Source organism: Nocardia sp. FBN12, assembly GCF_054031145.1.
Genome location: NZ_CM132926.1, coordinates 2,257,408 through 2,274,147, shown reverse-complemented (window position 1 = coordinate 2,274,147; position 16,740 = coordinate 2,257,408). Strand labels below are relative to the sequence as shown.

16 protein-coding genes are annotated in these 16,740 nt (G+C 68.2%); 2 read left to right on the top strand and 14 right to left on the bottom strand.

Annotated elements, in window-relative coordinates; all coding sequences use genetic code 11:
- Nucleotides 1-8 precede the first annotated feature (8 nt).
- Nucleotides 9-971, top strand: a complete 963-nt coding sequence (locus ACWZHB_RS11075; RefSeq protein WP_427907844.1) for a helix-turn-helix transcriptional regulator — start codon at nucleotides 9-11, stop codon at nucleotides 969-971.
- Nucleotides 972-1,004: 33 nt separating this feature from the next.
- On the opposite strand, the gene ACWZHB_RS11070 is transcribed toward ACWZHB_RS11075, so the two are convergent.
- The 13 genes from ACWZHB_RS11070 to ACWZHB_RS11010 form a co-directional block, all read right to left on the bottom strand.
- Nucleotides 1,005-2,114 (bottom strand): serine hydrolase domain-containing protein, encoded by a 1,110-nt coding sequence (locus ACWZHB_RS11070; RefSeq protein ID WP_427907843.1) that lies wholly within the window; start codon nucleotides 2,112-2,114, stop codon nucleotides 1,005-1,007.
- A gap of 230 nt (nucleotides 2,115-2,344) precedes the next feature.
- A complete protein-coding gene (locus tag ACWZHB_RS11065; RefSeq protein ID WP_427907842.1) occupies nucleotides 2,345-3,172 on the bottom strand; it encodes an alpha/beta fold hydrolase in 828 nt (275 codons plus the stop codon).
- 164 nt (nucleotides 3,173-3,336) lie between these two features.
- Complete coding sequence (locus ACWZHB_RS11060; protein WP_427907841.1) at nucleotides 3,337-3,528, bottom strand: hypothetical protein; 192 nt, start codon at nucleotides 3,526-3,528, stop codon at nucleotides 3,337-3,339.
- Between the two features lie 219 nt (nucleotides 3,529-3,747).
- Nucleotides 3,748-5,169 (bottom strand): three-helix bundle dimerization domain-containing protein, encoded by a 1,422-nt coding sequence (locus tag ACWZHB_RS11055; RefSeq protein WP_427907840.1) that lies wholly within the window; start codon nucleotides 5,167-5,169, stop codon nucleotides 3,748-3,750.
- A 216-nt stretch (nucleotides 5,170-5,385) separates the two neighbouring features.
- Nucleotides 5,386-5,973 carry a DUF308 domain-containing protein gene (locus ACWZHB_RS11050; protein ID WP_427907839.1) on the bottom strand — a complete coding sequence of 196 codons (588 nt, stop codon included), beginning with the start codon at nucleotides 5,971-5,973 and terminating at the stop codon, nucleotides 5,386-5,388.
- Nucleotides 5,970-8,279: an ATP-binding cassette domain-containing protein gene (locus ACWZHB_RS11045; protein ID WP_427909135.1), complete on the bottom strand. Its 2,310-nt coding sequence runs from the start codon at nucleotides 8,277-8,279 to the stop codon at nucleotides 5,970-5,972. Before ACWZHB_RS11045 ends, ACWZHB_RS11050 begins: the two co-directional genes overlap by 4 nt.
- 140 nt (nucleotides 8,280-8,419) lie before the next feature.
- A complete protein-coding gene (locus tag ACWZHB_RS11040) occupies nucleotides 8,420-9,625 on the bottom strand; it encodes a GNAT family N-acetyltransferase (protein WP_427907838.1) in 1,206 nt (401 codons plus the stop codon).
- A gap of 118 nt (nucleotides 9,626-9,743) precedes the next feature.
- Nucleotides 9,744-9,908 carry a hypothetical protein gene (locus tag ACWZHB_RS11035; protein ID WP_427907837.1) on the bottom strand — a complete coding sequence of 55 codons (165 nt, stop codon included), beginning with the start codon at nucleotides 9,906-9,908 and terminating at the stop codon, nucleotides 9,744-9,746.
- 112 nt (nucleotides 9,909-10,020) lie between these two features.
- Entirely contained in the window at nucleotides 10,021-11,463 is a 1,443-nt protein-coding gene (locus ACWZHB_RS11030) for a S8 family serine peptidase (RefSeq protein ID WP_427907836.1), read from the bottom strand.
- A 69-nt stretch (nucleotides 11,464-11,532) separates the two neighbouring features.
- Nucleotides 11,533-11,805, bottom strand: a complete 273-nt coding sequence (locus tag ACWZHB_RS11025) for a hypothetical protein (protein WP_427907835.1) — start codon at nucleotides 11,803-11,805, stop codon at nucleotides 11,533-11,535.
- The gene (locus tag ACWZHB_RS11020) at nucleotides 11,802-13,352 is read right to left on the bottom strand and encodes a radical SAM protein (protein WP_427909134.1); all 1,551 of its coding nucleotides are present in this window, start codon (nucleotides 13,350-13,352) and stop codon (nucleotides 11,802-11,804) included. Before ACWZHB_RS11020 ends, ACWZHB_RS11025 begins: the two co-directional genes overlap by 4 nt.
- Before the next feature lie 5 nt (nucleotides 13,353-13,357).
- Nucleotides 13,358-13,756 carry a hypothetical protein gene (locus tag ACWZHB_RS11015; protein ID WP_427907834.1) on the bottom strand — a complete coding sequence of 133 codons (399 nt, stop codon included), beginning with the start codon at nucleotides 13,754-13,756 and terminating at the stop codon, nucleotides 13,358-13,360.
- The gene (locus ACWZHB_RS11010; protein WP_427907833.1) at nucleotides 13,753-14,508 is read right to left on the bottom strand and encodes a prolipoprotein diacylglyceryl transferase; all 756 of its coding nucleotides are present in this window, start codon (nucleotides 14,506-14,508) and stop codon (nucleotides 13,753-13,755) included. The genes ACWZHB_RS11015 and ACWZHB_RS11010 overlap by 4 nt, the downstream gene beginning before the upstream one ends.
- A gap of 231 nt (nucleotides 14,509-14,739) precedes the next feature.
- Between ACWZHB_RS11010 and ACWZHB_RS11005 the strand changes: the two genes are divergently transcribed.
- A complete protein-coding gene (locus ACWZHB_RS11005; protein ID WP_427907832.1) occupies nucleotides 14,740-16,452 on the top strand; it encodes a glycoside hydrolase domain-containing protein in 1,713 nt (570 codons plus the stop codon).
- Between the two features lie 52 nt (nucleotides 16,453-16,504).
- Here ACWZHB_RS11005 and ACWZHB_RS11000 read toward each other — a convergent pair whose 3' ends face one another.
- The gene (locus tag ACWZHB_RS11000) at nucleotides 16,505-16,720 is read right to left on the bottom strand and encodes a hypothetical protein (RefSeq protein ID WP_427907831.1); all 216 of its coding nucleotides are present in this window, start codon (nucleotides 16,718-16,720) and stop codon (nucleotides 16,505-16,507) included.
- Between the last annotated feature and the right edge of the window lie 20 nt (nucleotides 16,721-16,740).

Below are 16,740 nucleotides of genomic sequence, written 5' to 3'. Positions count from 1 at the left end.
ATGACGACATGGCCGAAACCTCCGCCCGGTTGCTCCGACTCCTGTCGATGCTGCAGACCCACCGCGCCTGGTCGGGTGCCGAACTCGCGACCAGGCTCGATGTCACCCCACGCACCGTGCGCCGCGATATCGACCGGCTGCGCGGGCTGGGCTACCCGGTGCAGGCGTTGCAGGGAACCGCGGGCTATCGGTTGGGGGCCGGCGCGTCGATGCCACCGCTGCTCCTCGACGACGAGGAAGCCGTGGCCGTCGCGGTCGGCTTGCGCACCACCTCGGGCGGTACCGTCACCGGAATCGAGGACGCGTCGTTGCGCGCGCTCGCCAAGCTGGAGCAGGTACTGCCGTCACGGCTGCGGCATCGGCTCACGACCTTGCAGCAGTCGATGGTGCGGGTCGCCGCCGACTCACCGCGAGTGTCATCCGAGACCCTGCTGACGATCGCCGAAACCTGCCGCCGCCACGAGCGTCTGCGGTTCGACTACACCGACCACGCCGGTCGCGTCTCTCGCCGCGATGTCGAACCCGATTCGCTGGTCAATCTGAGCAGGCACTGGTATCTGGTGGGGTGGGATGTCGACCGAGCGGATTGGCGGTCGTTCCGTATCGACCGGCTGCACCCCCGTGTCCCGACGGGCCCGCGCTTCACCCCGCGCCCGCTACCCGACGGTGACGCCGCGACGTATCTGTCGCGCAGGCTGTCAGCCGAGTCGTGGCCGTGGCGCACTGTGGTCACGCTGCACGGCTCGGCCACCGAGCTGGCCGAGCGGGTCTGGCCGGGAATGGGTGTCCTCGAAGCAGTCGACGACCTCAGCTGCCTACTGCATCTGGGCGCCGACTCCCCCGCCTCGCTGGCCTGGATGATCACCGCCCTCGACATCGGATTCACTGTCACCGACCCACCAGAACTCATCGACGCCTTGCGGACGGTGAGCGAGCGCTGCCATGACGCGATCGTGCCACCTACCAGCTGACTGAGCGGCTCTCACTCAGCGGCGACGAGACGGTTACTCGCACAGTGCGTGAGTGAGCAGGCCCGCGAGATCGACCGAGGAGGGTGTGCCGGTGTAGGCAACGGTGACCGCGCGCCCGCCTGCCGTGGCACCCGCGACGGTGGAGAAGCCGCGGACACCGCCGAGGTGGCCGACATACCGCACACCGCACGGCAGTGGGGTGTAGCCGAGACCCAGACCGTAGAACATGCCGTCACCGTTACCCATGTCGACACCGTCGAGCATCTGCCGGAGTTGGGGCTCGGGCACGACCCAACCGGCCACCAGCGCGAGGAAGAACCGGTTCACATCAGCGCCTGTGCTCACCAGGGCGCCGGATGTCCACGGCACCGACGGCTCCATTCGCGTTGTGTCGGTGACGGTTCCGTCGACGCTGGTGTACCCGGTGGGATGAGGGTGGCGCAGACCGGTTTCGCCGGTGCCGGGCAGGTAGGTGTTCGACAACCCGAGTGGAACCACGATGCGGTCGCGCAGTTCGTCGGTGTAGCGATTCCCGGTCACCGCCTCGATCAGCATGCCCGCGACGATGTAGTTGATGTTGGCGTACTCGAATCGGGTGCCCGGCGCGAACTTCGCCGGGTGCGCCAGGGCCAGCGCGATCTCCTGGCCGGGGGTGAACGTGCGGCCCGCCTTCGCGGCTTCGTGTTCGTCGAGCTCCGGGGTTCGGGCAGGTTCGGGCAGGCCACTGCGGTGGCCCAGGATCTGACGGACGGTGATCGCGCGGCCGTCCACCCCGTCGCCGGTGAGCAGACCGGGCAGATACGTGTCGACGGAACGGTCGAGGTCGATGCGGTGTTCGGCCACCAGTTGCAGCACGATCGCGGCGGTGAAGGACTTGGTGATGCTGCCGACCCGCACATGCTGGGGGATGTCGGTTCCGATCGGGGTCGACGTGGCCGTGTCGGCCAGGCCGGAGCCGACGACGGTGCTCGCGCCGTCCTCGGTGAGCGTGGCGACGGCCCCCACGGCGCCCGCGCCGACCATCGCGTCGAGGTCGGCGCGCACAGCGGCGACGCGAGCTACCGGCTCGGCCGCGCTCGTCGTGATGGCAGTCAGCATCAGCGCAGCGGTGAGGATCGGGATGGTGACGGTTCGAAAGCGCATGTTCGAACGGTAGAAAGCCAAGGCCCGCACCCACATTGGACTGCGGTACTACCTGTACCCCCGACGGGGGTAGCGGGGCAGGGCGGTCCGGTCGCCCTGCCCGCGACATTCGGGTCAGGCCCGTCGCAACCCCAGCACCGCCATGGTGCCGATCCCCTTCGTCTTTTCCTCGTACCCGGCGAAACCGGGACAGCGTCGCGCCTGCCCGGCGCGGGTGCGAGCGACCACGCTCACGGCTCGTCGAGTACTTCTTGGAGGCGGGCGGCGAAGGTGGCGGGGTCGTGGACGAATCCGGTGTGGTCGCCGGGGAACAGGACCGGGTCGACGCCGAGCGCCGAGGCCAGTTCGCGGGCGGTGTGATCACAGAACTGCCCGGTGGACTCGGCACCGATCCCGACGATCACCCGGGTGGGAATCGAGCGCAGCAACGGCGGGTCCGGAACCCAGGCGGTGGTCGAACGCAGCTCGTGGGCGAACCAGAAGCGTTCGCTGGCAACCTGTTGCGGGTCGCGGTCGCCGCCGAAGATCTGTTCGAGCATCGGCTCCGGGATGGGAATCGCGGCCTGGGCGAAGAACTTTCGCCAGGCGCCGATCACCGCACCGGTGTCGTAGGTGGCGATGATGTCCTCGGTGAGCGCGCGCTGGGCGTCGGCGTCGGGCAGCAGTTCGCGCAGCGGCGGTTCGTGGGCGACCACGGTGGTGACCAGGTCGGGGTTGGTCTGGGCCAGTGCCAGCGCGGAGACGGCGCCGCCGCTGGATCCGAAGACCACGGCCGGGCCCGCGTCGAGGTGGGTGATGAGCCCGGCGAGGTCCGCGGCGCGGGCGAGCACCGTCGAATCCTGGTTCGGGTCGTCCAGGGGGCTCGCGAAATGGCCTCGCGGGTCGGTGGTGAGGACGGTGTTGGTGGCGGCGAGTTGTTCGGCGGCCGCGGCGAACGAGGCGGCGTTCATCGGCGCACCGACGAGGACGAGCAACGGTCCCGCCCCACGGACCTCGTAGTACAGGCGGGCGTCCGGCACCACGAGGGTGCCGGTGGTGACGGCGGAACTGGCGGTCATGAGGCTCTCCCGGATCTCGGCTACAGGTAGCACTCATAGAGACGGTGCACGCCGCGAGAACTCATCGCTCGCTACGAAAATTCTTTTCCCGCAGGATTTTCCGCAGGTCAGAGACATTTCGACCAAAGGGGCCTGGCCGCCCTCGCAGCGAGAACCGCTGACCTCTAACGACGGCGGCGCAGCTCGTCGGCCCGAGCCCGCAGGGTCCCGGCGACCAGTTCGCGCCCCTCGTGCGCCAGATCGACGACCTCACGAGCGCTCTTGCGCCCGGCATCACTGAGGATCGCGGCGAGTGCGGTGCCGGTGCGGCGCGCCGCGAACGACAACTCGTCGAGCAGTTCCTTCTGATAGCTCATCGAACACCACCCACGACAACTGGTTCTCGACCGTGATCGGATTGATCCATCGTGGGACTCCATTCGCAGCGCGGGCCAGCTCGAGTTACCTGGCAATGCTGAGTGTACAGTCGTGCACTGAACTGGTGTCAAGACCTTCGGGGCCATTGCTTCAGCGCCGTCCGCACCGACCACGAGTGCCGCACAGCGAAAGCTGCACAGCACCGGTGGCGGGCGGATTCAGTTGTAGGAGTTGGCGACCCCGTCGAGCAGGTGCTCGAGGGTTTCGTAGGCGGGCACGTCGACCACGTCGATCAGGTCGGCGGCCACCGGTACCGAGCGCTCGGCGGCGACCGAGGTGAACTGGGCGGTGTCGCCGGTGCGGAAGCCGTGTTCGGCGGCCAGGCGGCGCAGTTCGGGGTTGTCGGTGAGGAGTTTGCCGATCTTGTCGCCGGTGCCGGTCAGCGGGACCAGGGTGTGGCTCGACAGAACCGTGGGGGTCGGGTAGGTCAAGACCATGTCCGGCTTGATCCGGCCCTCGCCTGCCGCTTCGACGAACTGTGCCTCGTAGATGCAGACCAGCGGGGTCGGGCCCATACCGTTGGTGAGGTACTGGTTGAACGGCCCTTCGCTGCTGTTGTCGGTGTAGCCCTGCGCGAGGAACAGTTTCGACAAGGCGGGCAGCACGTGCTGTTCGGCGGTGGCCCCGCGCACGATGGTGTGGTCGTTGGCCACGTAACTGGCGATCGACAGGTACATGGCGGCGGAGTTGGAGCTGCGCGGGTCGGTGGTCGAGACCAGGATGTTCTTGGCGACCGGGTAGGTGGTGTTGTCGGGCAGGTCGTCCCACTGCACACCGGTCCCGGCCAGCTCCAGGTACTTGTTCATGTCGAACGTCGAGACCGGACCTGGTTTGATCACCCCGGCCGCGGTCAGCAGGTCCGCGATCGGCCGGTAGGTGGCGATCGCGATCGGTGACGAGAACGGGGTGTACTTGGTGGTGATGTTGCGTTGACGCTGGATACGTTCCGCGGCCGGAATGCTCGACGGGAACGCGAAATCGAAGGCGCCGAGGTCGACGGTGGTCGCGATCTGCCGCGAACCGGCCGGCTCGACCTGCACCTGGATCCCGTTGTCGGCGAGCACCTGCACCACACGCTCGTCGGCGAAGAACGACATCTTCTCCGACCCGACCACGCCACGCACCACCGTGGCCGGCGTCGCGACGGTGGCGGCGGGAGCGTCGGCGCCGCCGGGCAGCAGCACCACACCGGCGACAACACCGGCCACGACCACGGCCGCGCCGACCGACAAGGGCACCACCGCGCGCCTGCTCAGCCTCCGCGTCGCCTGCTCCTCGGAGCTGTTCGTCTCGCGCGCGATCAGCTCGGCGGCCCGCACACTCGCCGTCGGGGCGGGCACCCGCACCGTCGGATCGGGATCGGCGAGCTCACGGCGCACGATCCGCTCGACCAGGATCGGCACGAACTCCCGGATCGGCTTGCCGGTGAAACGATGGTGCGCGGCGCCTACCGCCGACGTCACCTGGTCGACGGGGACGTTCTCGGACAGGTCTTCGACCAAACTCTCGGTCATCCGCCGCATGGCCAGCTCTTCACGCTGGACGGCATCGGCAGCTACGCCGGGGACTACGCGCGACACCACACTTCTCCTGGGCTCACAATCGGGGGAGCGAACGCGGCGCACCGAACACCCGTGCGCACGCCGCGGGCCACGCTACCGTCGCGCAGCACAGTTACCCCAGCTGCGAGCGAGGGTGCACGCAGAGTTCAGCGCGCGCTCGGCTGCCCGCAACGTCGCGTTGTCCGTGAGTTCGCGTAAACCTCCAATTGCGCACTCACAGTGTGTGATTCGCTACTACAGCTCGGTCGCGGCGCGAATCGGCGCGACCGGCTCCTCGGTCGCAGGCCCGTGCGCCGCATCCCACGCCGCGCGACCGAGCCCACCGGCGAGCAGTTCCATGACACCGATCACGACCAACCCGGTACCGGACATGGTGGCCAGCCCGGTGACCGTCTGGAACGTGATCGCGATGATCGCGATGCCGATCACGGTCGTGACGAGCCCGCACACCTCGTGTATCCACCCGTCGACGACGGTGTCGTCCCATGCCGCGACCAGCGCCTCCACGATGCCGCGCACCGACCAGCCGATGCCGATCCACAGGGCGAGCAGTTCGATATTGCCGCCGTCGAAGACCAGCCCGGCCAATATCCCCGTCAGGCCCGCACTGACCAAGACCAGCACCCGGAGCAAGAACGCGATCCGCGCCATCATCGCCAGATAGGCCTGCACCGTCGTGCTCAGGATCAGCGAGACCCCGAACAGTATCGCCAGGATGTTCTCGTCGCGCCCCGGCCACAGCAGCAGCGCCAGCCCGAGCGCGAACGAGCACCCACCGGCGACGAGCATCGCGCTCCGGGTCCGATCAGCGTCGCGGTTCATGCCAGTCGCTCCAGCAGATAGGGCGAAGTCCGGCTGACCGGATTGTTCGCGACCTGTTCCGGTGTCCCCTGCGCCACGATCCGGCCTCCCTGCCCGCCACCGCCCGGCCCCATGTCGATCACGTGATCGGCGGCGGCGACAACGCTCATGTCGTGTTCGACAACGACCACGCTCGCGCCGCTGTCGACGAGCGAATTCAGTTGTGTCATCAGGATATCGGTGTCGGCCGGATGCAGGCCGGTTGTTGGTTCGTCGAGCAGGTAAACGGTGTCGCTGCGCCGGGCCCGCTGCAATTCGGTCGCCAGCTTCACCCGCTGCGCTTCCCCGCCGGACAGTTCGGTGGCCGGTTGCCCGAGGCGCAGATAGCCGAGGCCGACGTCGCGCAGGGTGTGTAGTGCGCGCGCGACCACTGCCACGTCGGCGAGGAAGCCGGCGGCGCGGTCGACGGTCATGTCGAGCACCTGCGCGATCGTGGTGTCGCGGTAGGTGATCTCGAGGGTTTCGGGGTTGTAGCGCGCGCCGCGGCAGGCCGGGCACGGACTGTAGGTGCTGGGCAGGAACAGCAGCTCCACGGTGATGTACCCCTCACCCTGGCAGGTCGGGCAGCGTCCCTCGGCGACGTTGAACGAGAAACGGCCGACACCGTAGCCGCGGGCCTTGGCGGCGTCGGTCGCGGCGAAGAGTTTGCGTACCGTGTCGAACAGGCCGGTATAGGTGGCCAGGTTCGACCGTGGCGTGCGCCCGATCGGGGCCTGATCGACTTCGACGACGCGCACGATGCGGGGATCGGTTGTCGCGGTGATCGAAACAGCGTGCAGCAGAGTCGATTTGCCGGACCCGGACACACCGGTGATCGCGGTGAACACACCGAGGGGGATGTCGACGTCGAGATCGCGCAGGTTGTGGCTGGTGATCGCGCGTAATCGCAGCTCGCCGGTGGCGGTACGGGCCGCGCGGGGCGGGCGCACGATCTCGCCGAACAGGTAGGGCCGGGTGACCGACTCGCTCACCTCACGGAGACCGTCGACGTCACCGGCGTAGAGCACTGTGCCGCCGTGTACGCCCGCGCCCGGGCCGATATCGATGAGCCAGTCGGCGTGGCGCACGACGTCGAGGTCGTGTTCGACCAGGAACACACTCTTGCCCGAATTCTTGAGCCGATCCAGCACTTTCGTCAGGGCGGCGGTATCGGCGGGGTGCAGTCCCGCCGACGGTTCGTCGAGAATGTAGACGACACCGAACAGGCCCGACCGCAACTGCCCCGCCAACCGTAATCGTTGCAGCTCACCGCCCGACAACGTCGGGCTTTCCCGATCGACGCTCAGGTAGCCGAGGCCGAGCTCGATCAGCACGTCGATCCGCGAGGTGAGGTCCTGGGTGAGCACCGCCAGCGCGGTCGTGCCGCAGGTGTAGGGCCGCAACACCTCGACGAGCTCGCTCAGCGGTTGGCCGGCGAGTTCGGTGATGTCGAACCCGGCGAACGTCACCGCGAGCGCTTCGGGTTTGAGTCGTCGCCCCTCGCACAGTGGGCAGACGGTGGTGTGCAGGTATTCGGCGGCGCGGGCCTTGGTGGCCTCGCTCTTGGATTCGGCGTGGGAGCGCAGCAGCAACTGCTCGGCGCTGGTGTAGGTGCCCTGGTAGGGGCGGTGGATGCGATGGGGTTCGCGCACGGGTTCGACTGTGACGACCGGTTTTTCCGCGGTGAACAGGATCCAGTCGCGGGCGGCGGGTGCCAGTTCACGCCACGGGCGGTCGATGTCGTAGCCGAGCGCGCTGAGCACATCGCGCAGGTTCTTGCCCTGCCAGGCGCCGGGCCACGAGGCGATCGCGCCGTCGCGGATACTCAGCGACGGGTCGGGGACCATCGACGCCTCGGTGGCTTCGTGGATCACGCCCTGGCCGTGGCAGCGCGGGCAGGCACCTTCGACGGTGTTCGGGGAGAACGCGTCGGAGTAGAGGCGGTTGGTGCCTTCCGGGTAGTGACCCTCGCCGGTTCTGGGCGGGCTCTCGGGATAGTCACCTTCGCGGGACATGAGCATGCGCAACGTGTTCGAGATCGCGGTGACGGTGCCGACGGTCGATCGCGACGACGGCGAGGACCGGCGTTGAGCCAGTGCCACCGTGGGCGGTAGACCGGTGACCGCGTCGACGTCGGGGGCTTCGATCTGGTGCAGCAATCTGCGGGCATACGGGGCAACCGACTCCAGGTAGCGGCGCTGCGATTCCGCGTAGAGGGTGCCGAAAGCCAACGACGACTTCCCCGAACCCGAGACACCGGTGAACGCGACCAGGGCGTTTCGCGGCATGTCCGCGTCGACATCGCGCAGATTGTGGACCCGGGCGCCACGCACCCGAACCGAAGAATCGACCTGGTGCGAATCCACAGCTACCTACCGTACTCCCGAGGTAGTGCGCAGTGAGGCGAACGCGCCCGTTGTCGTTCAGGTCAGAAGAACCAGCCCAATTGTGGTGCGCGGTCGGCGGTGAACGCTTCGTCGAACGCGCGCAGCACACTCGGGTCGTCGACCTTCAGCCGGTGAGCGGCGGCGAAAGTGCTCGCGCGCTGACCGCCGAAGTAGAGGGCGCCGAGGATGTTGATGTCGGCGCTGAGTGTCGCTGCGCGGGTGGTCGGTTCGCATTCGGCGATGCCGTCGCGGATCCGCAGGGCGAAGTTCCCGCCCGCGCTGCGGAACGGGTCGTGCACGGCCAGTACGGTGTCGAGGTCGGCGCGGTAGGTGCGGGCGGTCAGTGCCGCAGGCACGTCCATGACCCGCGCCCACAGCGAGTCGCCGCGGCGGGTCAGCTGCACCGCGCGGGGGTCGGTGAGCATGTGGGCCAGGGGATCGTCGTCGGCGATTTCGGCTTCCACGGTGTCGACGAGGTCCATGCCGAGCAGGACCCGCCACAGTGCGGCGTGCGCGTCGGGGGTCACGGCACGGAACTCCCACACCGAGGCGATGTCACGGTCCTCGCGCCGGGAGCGCCGATACAGGGCGTACCCGTCGGCGTGGAGCAGCACGAACAAACTCGTCGCACCCTGACGGTGACGCTCCACATCGGCGAAGAACAAGTCCCACTTGGCGTTCGGGCGATCCTGTGCCCCTGCCGTCACCTTCTGCCAGCGTTCGTAGATCTCCCGGATCCGCGGGGCGGCGTCGACGAGCGTCTCCAGGGTGACACCACCGGGGCCTGGTGTGGTGGAACGGAATTCGGCCCGCCGGGTGTCGATGCGGATCGAGGTGTCGAGAATGGCCACTTCGTACCCGAAGCGCCCGTAGATCGTGCCCTCGCTCGCGGTGAAGATGGTCAGCGGCACCCCGTCGGCCTCGGTCCGCGCATGCTGGGCGGTGTAGAGCTCCCGCAGAATCCCGCGTCGCCGGTGCGTTGCCGCGACCGCCACCCCCGACACACCCGCGGCCCGCACGGTTCGCTCCCCCGGCACCGTCACCGTCATCGTCCGGTCGACGGTATGTCCGACGATCCGGTCACCCTCCACGGCCACCAACGACCGTTCGACCGGAAAGATCTCGCCCCGGAACTCGTTCTCGTCACCCCCGTACCGCATCCCGAACCCAGCCTCCTGCAACCCGGTGATCGCAGCCAGGTCCGCTTGCGTACCCGCCCGAACGGAAACACTCTTCGCCGATGCCATCCTCGTACCATCCCACGCCACCCCACCCCCGCACATCTGGTTATCGGCACCACGAAGTCGTCTGCGCGTCGCGCCTAGCTCCTGCACGCCGATTCCGGCCGATTCGAGCCCGCAGGGATCAGGCGTGCCGCTGGTCGGCGGCAGGGTCCGCGGCACCGATTTCGGTCGCCGCCTGCTGGAAGGCGTCGGCGGCCCGGGCGAAGTAGTCGAAGAGGGACTCCCGCTGTTCGGGCGTGTAGCCGCCGATGATGTCGCCGATCTTGCGGCGCGCGGGGGTGAGCACCGCGTCGACCGCCGAAAGATCTGACCGGGGTCTGTGTCACCTCCGACGTACGCAATCACGGCGTTGCCGAATGCACGTACCAAGCCAGAAGCGAACGATGAGAGCGCTGGTGCTACTCGCTCGCGATCATGGCCCGGAGGTCGGGCAGGCTGCCGATGCGTTGGGTGGTCGGTCGCCCCGGTGCCGCGGTTTGGGCTGAGCCGGTGGTGCGCAGGAGGGTTCGGATCTGGTCGGGGGTCGCGCGGGTTCGGGCTCGGCTGCCCTGGTAGGCGGCGATGGCGCCGACGACGATCGGGGAGGCGCTGGAGGTGCCGCTGAATTCGTCGGTGTACCAGAGGTCTTCGTCAGCGCCGCCTTGGAGGTCGCCGTAGCCGGTGGTGGTGACTTCGCGGCCCCAGCCCTGGGCGTCGAGGCGGGCGCCGTAGTTGGAGAAGTCGAGGCGGGACCGGGCGGGGCCGTGGTCTCGGCCGTGCAGACCCGGTGGTGGGGCACCCGCGCCGACCAGGATGGCACCGGAGTCGGCGGGGCCCGCGCGGAACGGGTTGTGCCAGGTGGCGGGGAAGTCGCCGGGGCGGCTGTCGTAGACGACGTCGTCGAGGTTCTCACCGCCGTTGCCCGCGGCTTCGACGACGACGATGCCGCGGCTCACGGCATAGCGGATGGCGGCGAAGTCGTCGGGCCACCATTCGACGGCGATGTAGCCGCGCTGATCGGCGGTGCCCTGGTAGTCGAATCGTGGTCCGGGACGATGCAATTCGATGAGGACGATGTCGCCGGGGTGCAGCGCGTCGGCGGCCGAGCGGATCGCGGCAGCCGAGCCGATACCGAAGATGGAGATGGCTCTGATATGAGCCTCGGGAGCGATTCCGGTGACGCCGACCGCGTTCAGGTCACCGCTGATCTCACCGGCGACAGCGGTGCCGTGATTGCGCCAGCCCAGATCGGCCGACGCCGTGCCGCCGATCATCCCGCCTTGATTCTGCCGCAGGTCTTCATGGGTGAACCGCCACGCGCCCTCGACGTCGATCACCCGCACACCGGTGCCCAGCCCGCCGGGCTGGCCGTGCGCCCACACCGCATCGATACCGTGGGGTGCCGCGTCCAGATAGGCCTGCCTGACCCGGAAATCGGGTGTCACGGCCGGTGCGCGCGGTGCGACGATGTTCTCCGCGAGAGGTGCCAGTGGCGGTTCGGCCGCGGGCTTCACATACGCGGCGGCGACGGTGTCGTCCTCGCGCAGTCGATGGGCGAGGTCACCGAGATCACCCAGCTCACCGTGCACCGAGTAATAGCTGAGGTACTCCCCCGCCACGGGCGCCTGCGAGGTGCCTGCCAGCCTGGCCGCGAGCCGATTGTCCGGCCCGAAGATCGGCACCAGACGCGCTGCGGCGGGCAGCAATTCATCGACCCTGGTGCGCACGGAACGGTTCTCACGCAAAGCGATCGGGGTGATCTCGGGGCCGGTCGGCGCGGTGACGACGATCAGTTCCCCCGGCGCGACGGCGGGTGCGGGCACCCCTGATCGGCGCTGCCTGCTGGATCGAGTGGAGGCCATGGCTACCAGTCAACCGTGCGCCGCGCTCGCCCGCTACCGTTCTGCCGCACCAGCATTGGCGACACGCCGTCACCACACCGCGGCGACGACCCCGACCACGGCGATCGCCCCGACATACACCAGTACCAGCCGGGTATCGCGCAACCAGCAGCGACTGCGCCGCAACCCGGCCCGCCACGCTCGCCAATATCCGGCGAACGCGAGCGCACCGAACCCCACCACCGCCCACGGCCCCACCAACCACGTCAGCAACGCCACGGTCGCGACCACACACAACGTCAATGGGTCGTGCGGTCGCTGCCCGCGCACCGCTTCCTCGTAGTAGACCCCGCGCTCGCTCACCGCACCTCCACCGGCAGCAATGCCCGCCCGGCCGGTGCGACCGCCGGCAACCGCTGCCGCGACAACGCTGGCCAGGCCTGCACCGCGCAGAACGGCGCGCACTGATCGGCATCAGCGCGGGTGCCCACGTGCACGCAACACTGGGTGAGCCGCTCCTCGATCATCGTCGACATGTCCATGAACGGTTTCACCGTAATCCGCACGACCCGTTCCCCGAGCAGCGTCCGCAACCGCTGACGCCGCCCCGGCAGTGCCGACGAGGCCAGTGTCAGCAGGGTCGACATTCCCAGATCGCAGTTCTCACAGATATTGCGCCATACCCGCCCGATCTCCGGATGCGACAGCGACGACTGCTCCGACAGCAATCCCAGCAGCGATTCCCGCACCGCCACCCGCAGCTCGGCGGGCAATGCCGAGTCCGCGATCCGGTTCGACACCAGCCCCAACTGCTGTTTCAACCGGTCGTGCCCGATCAGCGAGACCAGCGACCGCCAGTCCCCCGCGTCGTCGCGCAGCAGGTAACCGACCGAGCAGCAGTGCGGGTGCGAGCACGGCAGCGCGGTGAGGTCACGCCAAGTCACCAGCCCGTCGGTCTGCGGGCCCAGCCGGCGCAGTACGCCGGTGTGGGTGAGCCGCCGCATCGGGTCGATCGTTCCCGAACGCCCGGAACCGAATTGGGGCTGGATCGAGACGCCGCCGACGAACGGCGTGGCCATGGCGGTGCGCAGGACGGCGCCGATCTCGTCGTCGTTCACGTCCAGCGCCACCGTCATCACCAGGGTGGTGAAGACAGAGTTCGCCGAAAGCCGTTGCAGCGCCTGCTGTTTACGCACCCGCAAGTCGCCGCCGCGATGATGGCGGGAGGCCTTCGCCGTTTCCCCGTCGTACTGCAGATACACCTCGACCCGGTCGCGATGGGCACGTAGCAACGCCACCAACTCGTCGTCGACGGCGATCCGCAGACCGTTGGTATTGAGCAGGATCCGGGTGATCGGCCGCGCGGTCAGCTCCGCGAGCAACCGGGCCAGCTGCGGATGCAGGGTCGGTTCGCCGCCGCTGAGCATGAGCACGTCGAGGCGCCCGTTCTCGCGGGCCAGCCGCTGGTCGACATTGGCGAGCACATCCTCCACCGAGACCACGCCACGCAGTTCCGGCGAGGAGTCGGCGAAACAGGTGGGGCAGCGCAGGTTACAGCTGTCGATGATGTCCTCGAGCAGGATGCAGGTGTGCTGGGTCTGCATCTCGGGCAGCCCACGCAGATACGCCGAGGGCACCGGGTCGAAATTTCCCGCGGTGTCGGGCAGGTGCGCTTTGGTCGGCGCGGTCCATTCTTCGAGGTAGGCCAGGATTTCGGGGTCCTCGTCGTAGAGGGTCCGCACCATGCCGTGGGTTCGGCAACCGCGTTCGAGCAAGACCTGGCCGTCCCGTTCGGCCAGCCACCCCGACAGCCGCTCGACATCGGGCAGCGGTGTGTCGGGGTGTTCGTCGTGGCAGCGGGGGCAGAACGCGGTGACATAACGCAGGATTCGATCGCCCCGCAGCGGCATTCCGGTCATCGCGCCATCCCGAAGAAGCCCGTGTACAGCTCCGGGTTGATGGCCGTGCACAGACCTGCGGTGAACACGGTGACCAGCGACCAGCCGATCATCAGCCCCAGCCCGAACCCTTTGGGCGCGGGCCGTTTGCGCCGGATCAACAGCCAGCCACCCCCGAAAGCCGCTCCCGCGCTGGCCACCGCGGTGAGCCCGAACAGCACCTTGGTCGCGGTGTCGTCGTTGACGGAGGCGACCACCATGAACATGAAGAACCCGGCTATCGCGTTGGCGACGATGAACGCCATCGCGCCCGCCAAGGCCATCGCCGCGACCTGCCCGCCCTGCCCCGGCGGTTTGCCGCCCTGATCCGGTGGCGGGGGTGGCATGTTCGGGGGCGGTCCGGGAGGAAAGTTCATGCCGCGACCTTTCGTCGAAGTACACCGTCGTAGTTGCCGCGCCGGTAGCCGACGGTCCAGCGCACCGCCACCAGGACCAGGCCCGGCAGCAGGAACCATTGCGGGCGTGTCAGATCCAGCCACACCGTGTCGTTGGCACGGGTGAACTCGACCAGAAACCGGAATATCGCGTACGCCCCGACGTAGAGGGTGAACAGCTCCCCCGGTGTGCTGATCCGGTCCCGCAACCACCACAGTGCGCCGAATGCGGCCAGCTGGAACACGATTTCGTAGACAAAGCTCGGATGCATCGCCACGCCGGCCACGCATCCGGGGCACTGCGGAACCGTCGCGGGCGCGTGGATTCCCCACGGCAGGCTCGTCGGCCGTCCCGGCGCTTCGGTGAGCAAGCATCCGATGCGACCGACCGCCATGCCGAGCGCCACCGCCGGTGCGAACAGATCACCGGTCCGCTCCCGATAGCCGATGATCCGTTTCGCGATCAGCACACCCACATACGCGCCGAGCAATCCGCCGAGCACACTGCGCGCACCGAACATCCAGCTCTCATACGGGTCGAGCGTCGCGGCCAGACTCGACAACCGCATGCCGATCGCCCCACCGACCAATGCCCCGGTGACCGCGACCAGCGACTCCTCGCGCAGTGCCTCCCGGCGCCTGCACTCGAGGAAGAACACCACCGCGGCGACAGCGACTCCGAGCGCGACGAAGAACCCGTGCGTCGGGATCCCCCACATCAGCTGCGCCGTCATGGCGAAAGAGTATCGGGCCACACCGTCACCGGACGTGAGTGAAACTACTCCTCATTGTGGGTACTACCCTGTTCGTCGGCGAACGACGATGCGGGAGTAAGTGTTTCATTTAGAATGAGACAGGGTGAGTTTCTCACTCCGGTACCGATCCTCGGGCACCAGCGTAAGTCATCGCGATAGTTCCACCATCTCGGAATTCCATCGGATACGCAGTCATACAGGGGGTCAATCATGTCCACAGCTGTCGATTTCGCGGCCAGGCTCATCGATCCGCGGGCAATCGCCGCGGCGGGCCATTCCGCGGTTCTCGCCTACATCTCACCGAGCAGGCCGGGCGCGAACTTCGGTGCCAAACCGATCACCGCCGACTACGCCCGCGCGCTCATCGCCGCCGGGCTCGACATCGTCTCCATCTGGCAGTACGGCAAACCCGGCGACGCGACACCGTCGGACTGGACCACCGGTTTCGACGGCGGTCGGCGGATGGCGGAGCAGGCCATGGCCACCCATCTGAGCGTGGGCGGGCCGCGACAGGCACCGATCTTCTTCGCCGTCGACGAGGACATCTCGCTGTCGCAGTGGAACAGCACGGCGGTCGAGTTCTTCCGCGGGGTCAACTCGGTGCTGGGTACGGCATGGACCGGGATCTACGGGCATGCGCGGGTGTGCGCGTGGGCGATCGAGGACGGGGTGATCGGTGCGCGCGGGGAATTCAGCTGGGCCTGGCAGACGCGGGCCTGGTCAGGGACCGAACGGGAACCGCGCGCCGTGCTCTACCAGCGGGTGATCGACACCCCGAGCAACCCCGGACCGCTGATCGACGGCACCCGCGTCGACGTCAACGACATCCTCGCCCCCGATTTCGGGCAGTGGGCGCTCGACCGCGAGGTGTCGGTACCGCAGTTCACCGAGATCGACCGGCTCGGCGGCTCGCACTCTGCGCGCGACGGCGCCCGGGTCACCAACTTCCTGCTGCACACCCAGGAAGGCAACGGCACCGCCGAATCCCTTGCCGCCTACCTGAACAACCCGGACAACGGAGTGTCCTACCACTACACGCTGCGCGATGCGGTGGTGGTGCGGGTGGTGCCGGAAGAGCTCGCGTCGTGGTCGGTGCTGTCGGCGAACCCGTTCACCGTGAACCTGTGCTTCGCGGGCAGCCGGATCGCGTGGTCGCGTGCACAATGGCTGGCCATCGACGGCGATCTGCGGATCGCGGCGTTCCTCGCGGTACGCAGCGCGCACCGGCACGGGTACTCGACCGAGGTGATCGAGCCGGATTACCACGTGGGCGAGGGCATCTCCGATCATCAATACGTCACGCGGGCTCTCGGCATCGGCTCGCATACCGATGTCGGCCCGAACTTCCCGTGGGATGTGTTCGCCGCCCATGTCGCCTCGTTCGCCGGGGGTACCGGACAGACCGCGATCGATGCCCGTGCGGCCGCGTCCCCCTGGTTGGGCGCGCGCCGCACCGACGGCGAACTCACCACCCCGGACAGGTCAGGGCGTTTCGCCGAATTCGAGCACGGTTACGTGTACTGGCATCCGGCCACCGACGCCCATTCCATCCCGACCGCGATCATGGCCAAATACGCCGAGTTGGGTTGGGAGGCAGGCCCATTGGGATACCCGACGGCCGAGCACGCCGAGCTCCCCGACCCCCGCGGCACCGGGCCCGGGCTGGCACAAGCCTTTCAAGGCGGCACGGTCTACCGCCGCGCCGCGCAACCCGCGCACTGGGTGCACGGTGCGATCGGCGCGCGGTGGGCGGCGGCCGGTCACCAGAACGGCGAACTCGGCTGGCCTGCATCCGACGAGATCGCCCACGACGACGGTGTTTACCAGGCGTTCGAGTTCGGGCGGATCTACTGGGTGCCCGAACAGATCGTGGCACTGCGCAATTCCGGTGATCCCGACACGCCGTTGGCCCGCCCCGCGTAGAGATCGTCGACGCCGCGAGATCCGGCGCTGACGTGAACCCACCAAACCCGAATCAGGACAGCAGGATCGCGAGGGTGGTGGCGCCGGCGCTCAGCACGAGCGCCGCCACCACCAGGATCGCGATCAATCGCGTCCGCGATGACGGGGCGGTGTAGGTGTCGTCGGCGTTCAACATGTCGTTGATGTCGATGGCGGCGAACTCACGCGTCGATTCGAGAGGGCCGGGCTGCTCGGTCATGTGGATACGGTAGTCCAGGTCGCTACTCACCGCCGCATCATGAGGCTCCT

What these genes read in the sequence shown, in the direction of transcription:
- ACWZHB_RS11075 (WP_427907844.1), top strand. Translation starts at nt 9, where the DNA reads ATGGCCGAAACCTCCGCCCGGTTGCTCCGACTCCTGTCGATGCTGCAG.
- ACWZHB_RS11070 (WP_427907843.1), bottom strand. Translation starts at nt 2,114, where the DNA reads ATGCGCTTTCGAACCGTCACCATCCCGATCCTCACCGCTGCGCTGATG.
- ACWZHB_RS11065 (WP_427907842.1), bottom strand. Translation starts at nt 3,172, where the DNA reads ATGACCGCCAGTTCCGCCGTCACCACCGGCACCCTCGTGGTGCCGGAC.
- ACWZHB_RS11060 (WP_427907841.1), bottom strand. Translation starts at nt 3,528, where the DNA reads ATGAGCTATCAGAAGGAACTGCTCGACGAGTTGTCGTTCGCGGCGCGC.
- ACWZHB_RS11050 (WP_427907839.1), bottom strand. Translation starts at nt 5,973, where the DNA reads ATGAACCGCGACGCTGATCGGACCCGGAGCGCGATGCTCGTCGCCGGT.
- ACWZHB_RS11045 (WP_427909135.1), bottom strand. Translation starts at nt 8,279, where the DNA reads ATGCCGCGAAACGCCCTGGTCGCGTTCACCGGTGTCTCGGGTTCGGGG.
- ACWZHB_RS11040 (WP_427907838.1), bottom strand. Translation starts at nt 9,625, where the DNA reads ATGGCATCGGCGAAGAGTGTTTCCGTTCGGGCGGGTACGCAAGCGGAC.
- ACWZHB_RS11030 (WP_427907836.1), bottom strand. Translation starts at nt 11,463, where the DNA reads ATGGCCTCCACTCGATCCAGCAGGCAGCGCCGATCAGGGGTGCCCGCA.
- ACWZHB_RS11020 (WP_427909134.1), bottom strand. Translation starts at nt 13,352, where the DNA reads ATGCCGCTGCGGGGCGATCGAATCCTGCGTTATGTCACCGCGTTCTGC.
- ACWZHB_RS11015 (WP_427907834.1), bottom strand. Translation starts at nt 13,756, where the DNA reads ATGAACTTTCCTCCCGGACCGCCCCCGAACATGCCACCCCCGCCACCG.
- ACWZHB_RS11010 (WP_427907833.1), bottom strand. Translation starts at nt 14,508, where the DNA reads ATGACGGCGCAGCTGATGTGGGGGATCCCGACGCACGGGTTCTTCGTC.
- ACWZHB_RS11005 (WP_427907832.1), top strand. Translation starts at nt 14,740, where the DNA reads ATGTCCACAGCTGTCGATTTCGCGGCCAGGCTCATCGATCCGCGGGCA.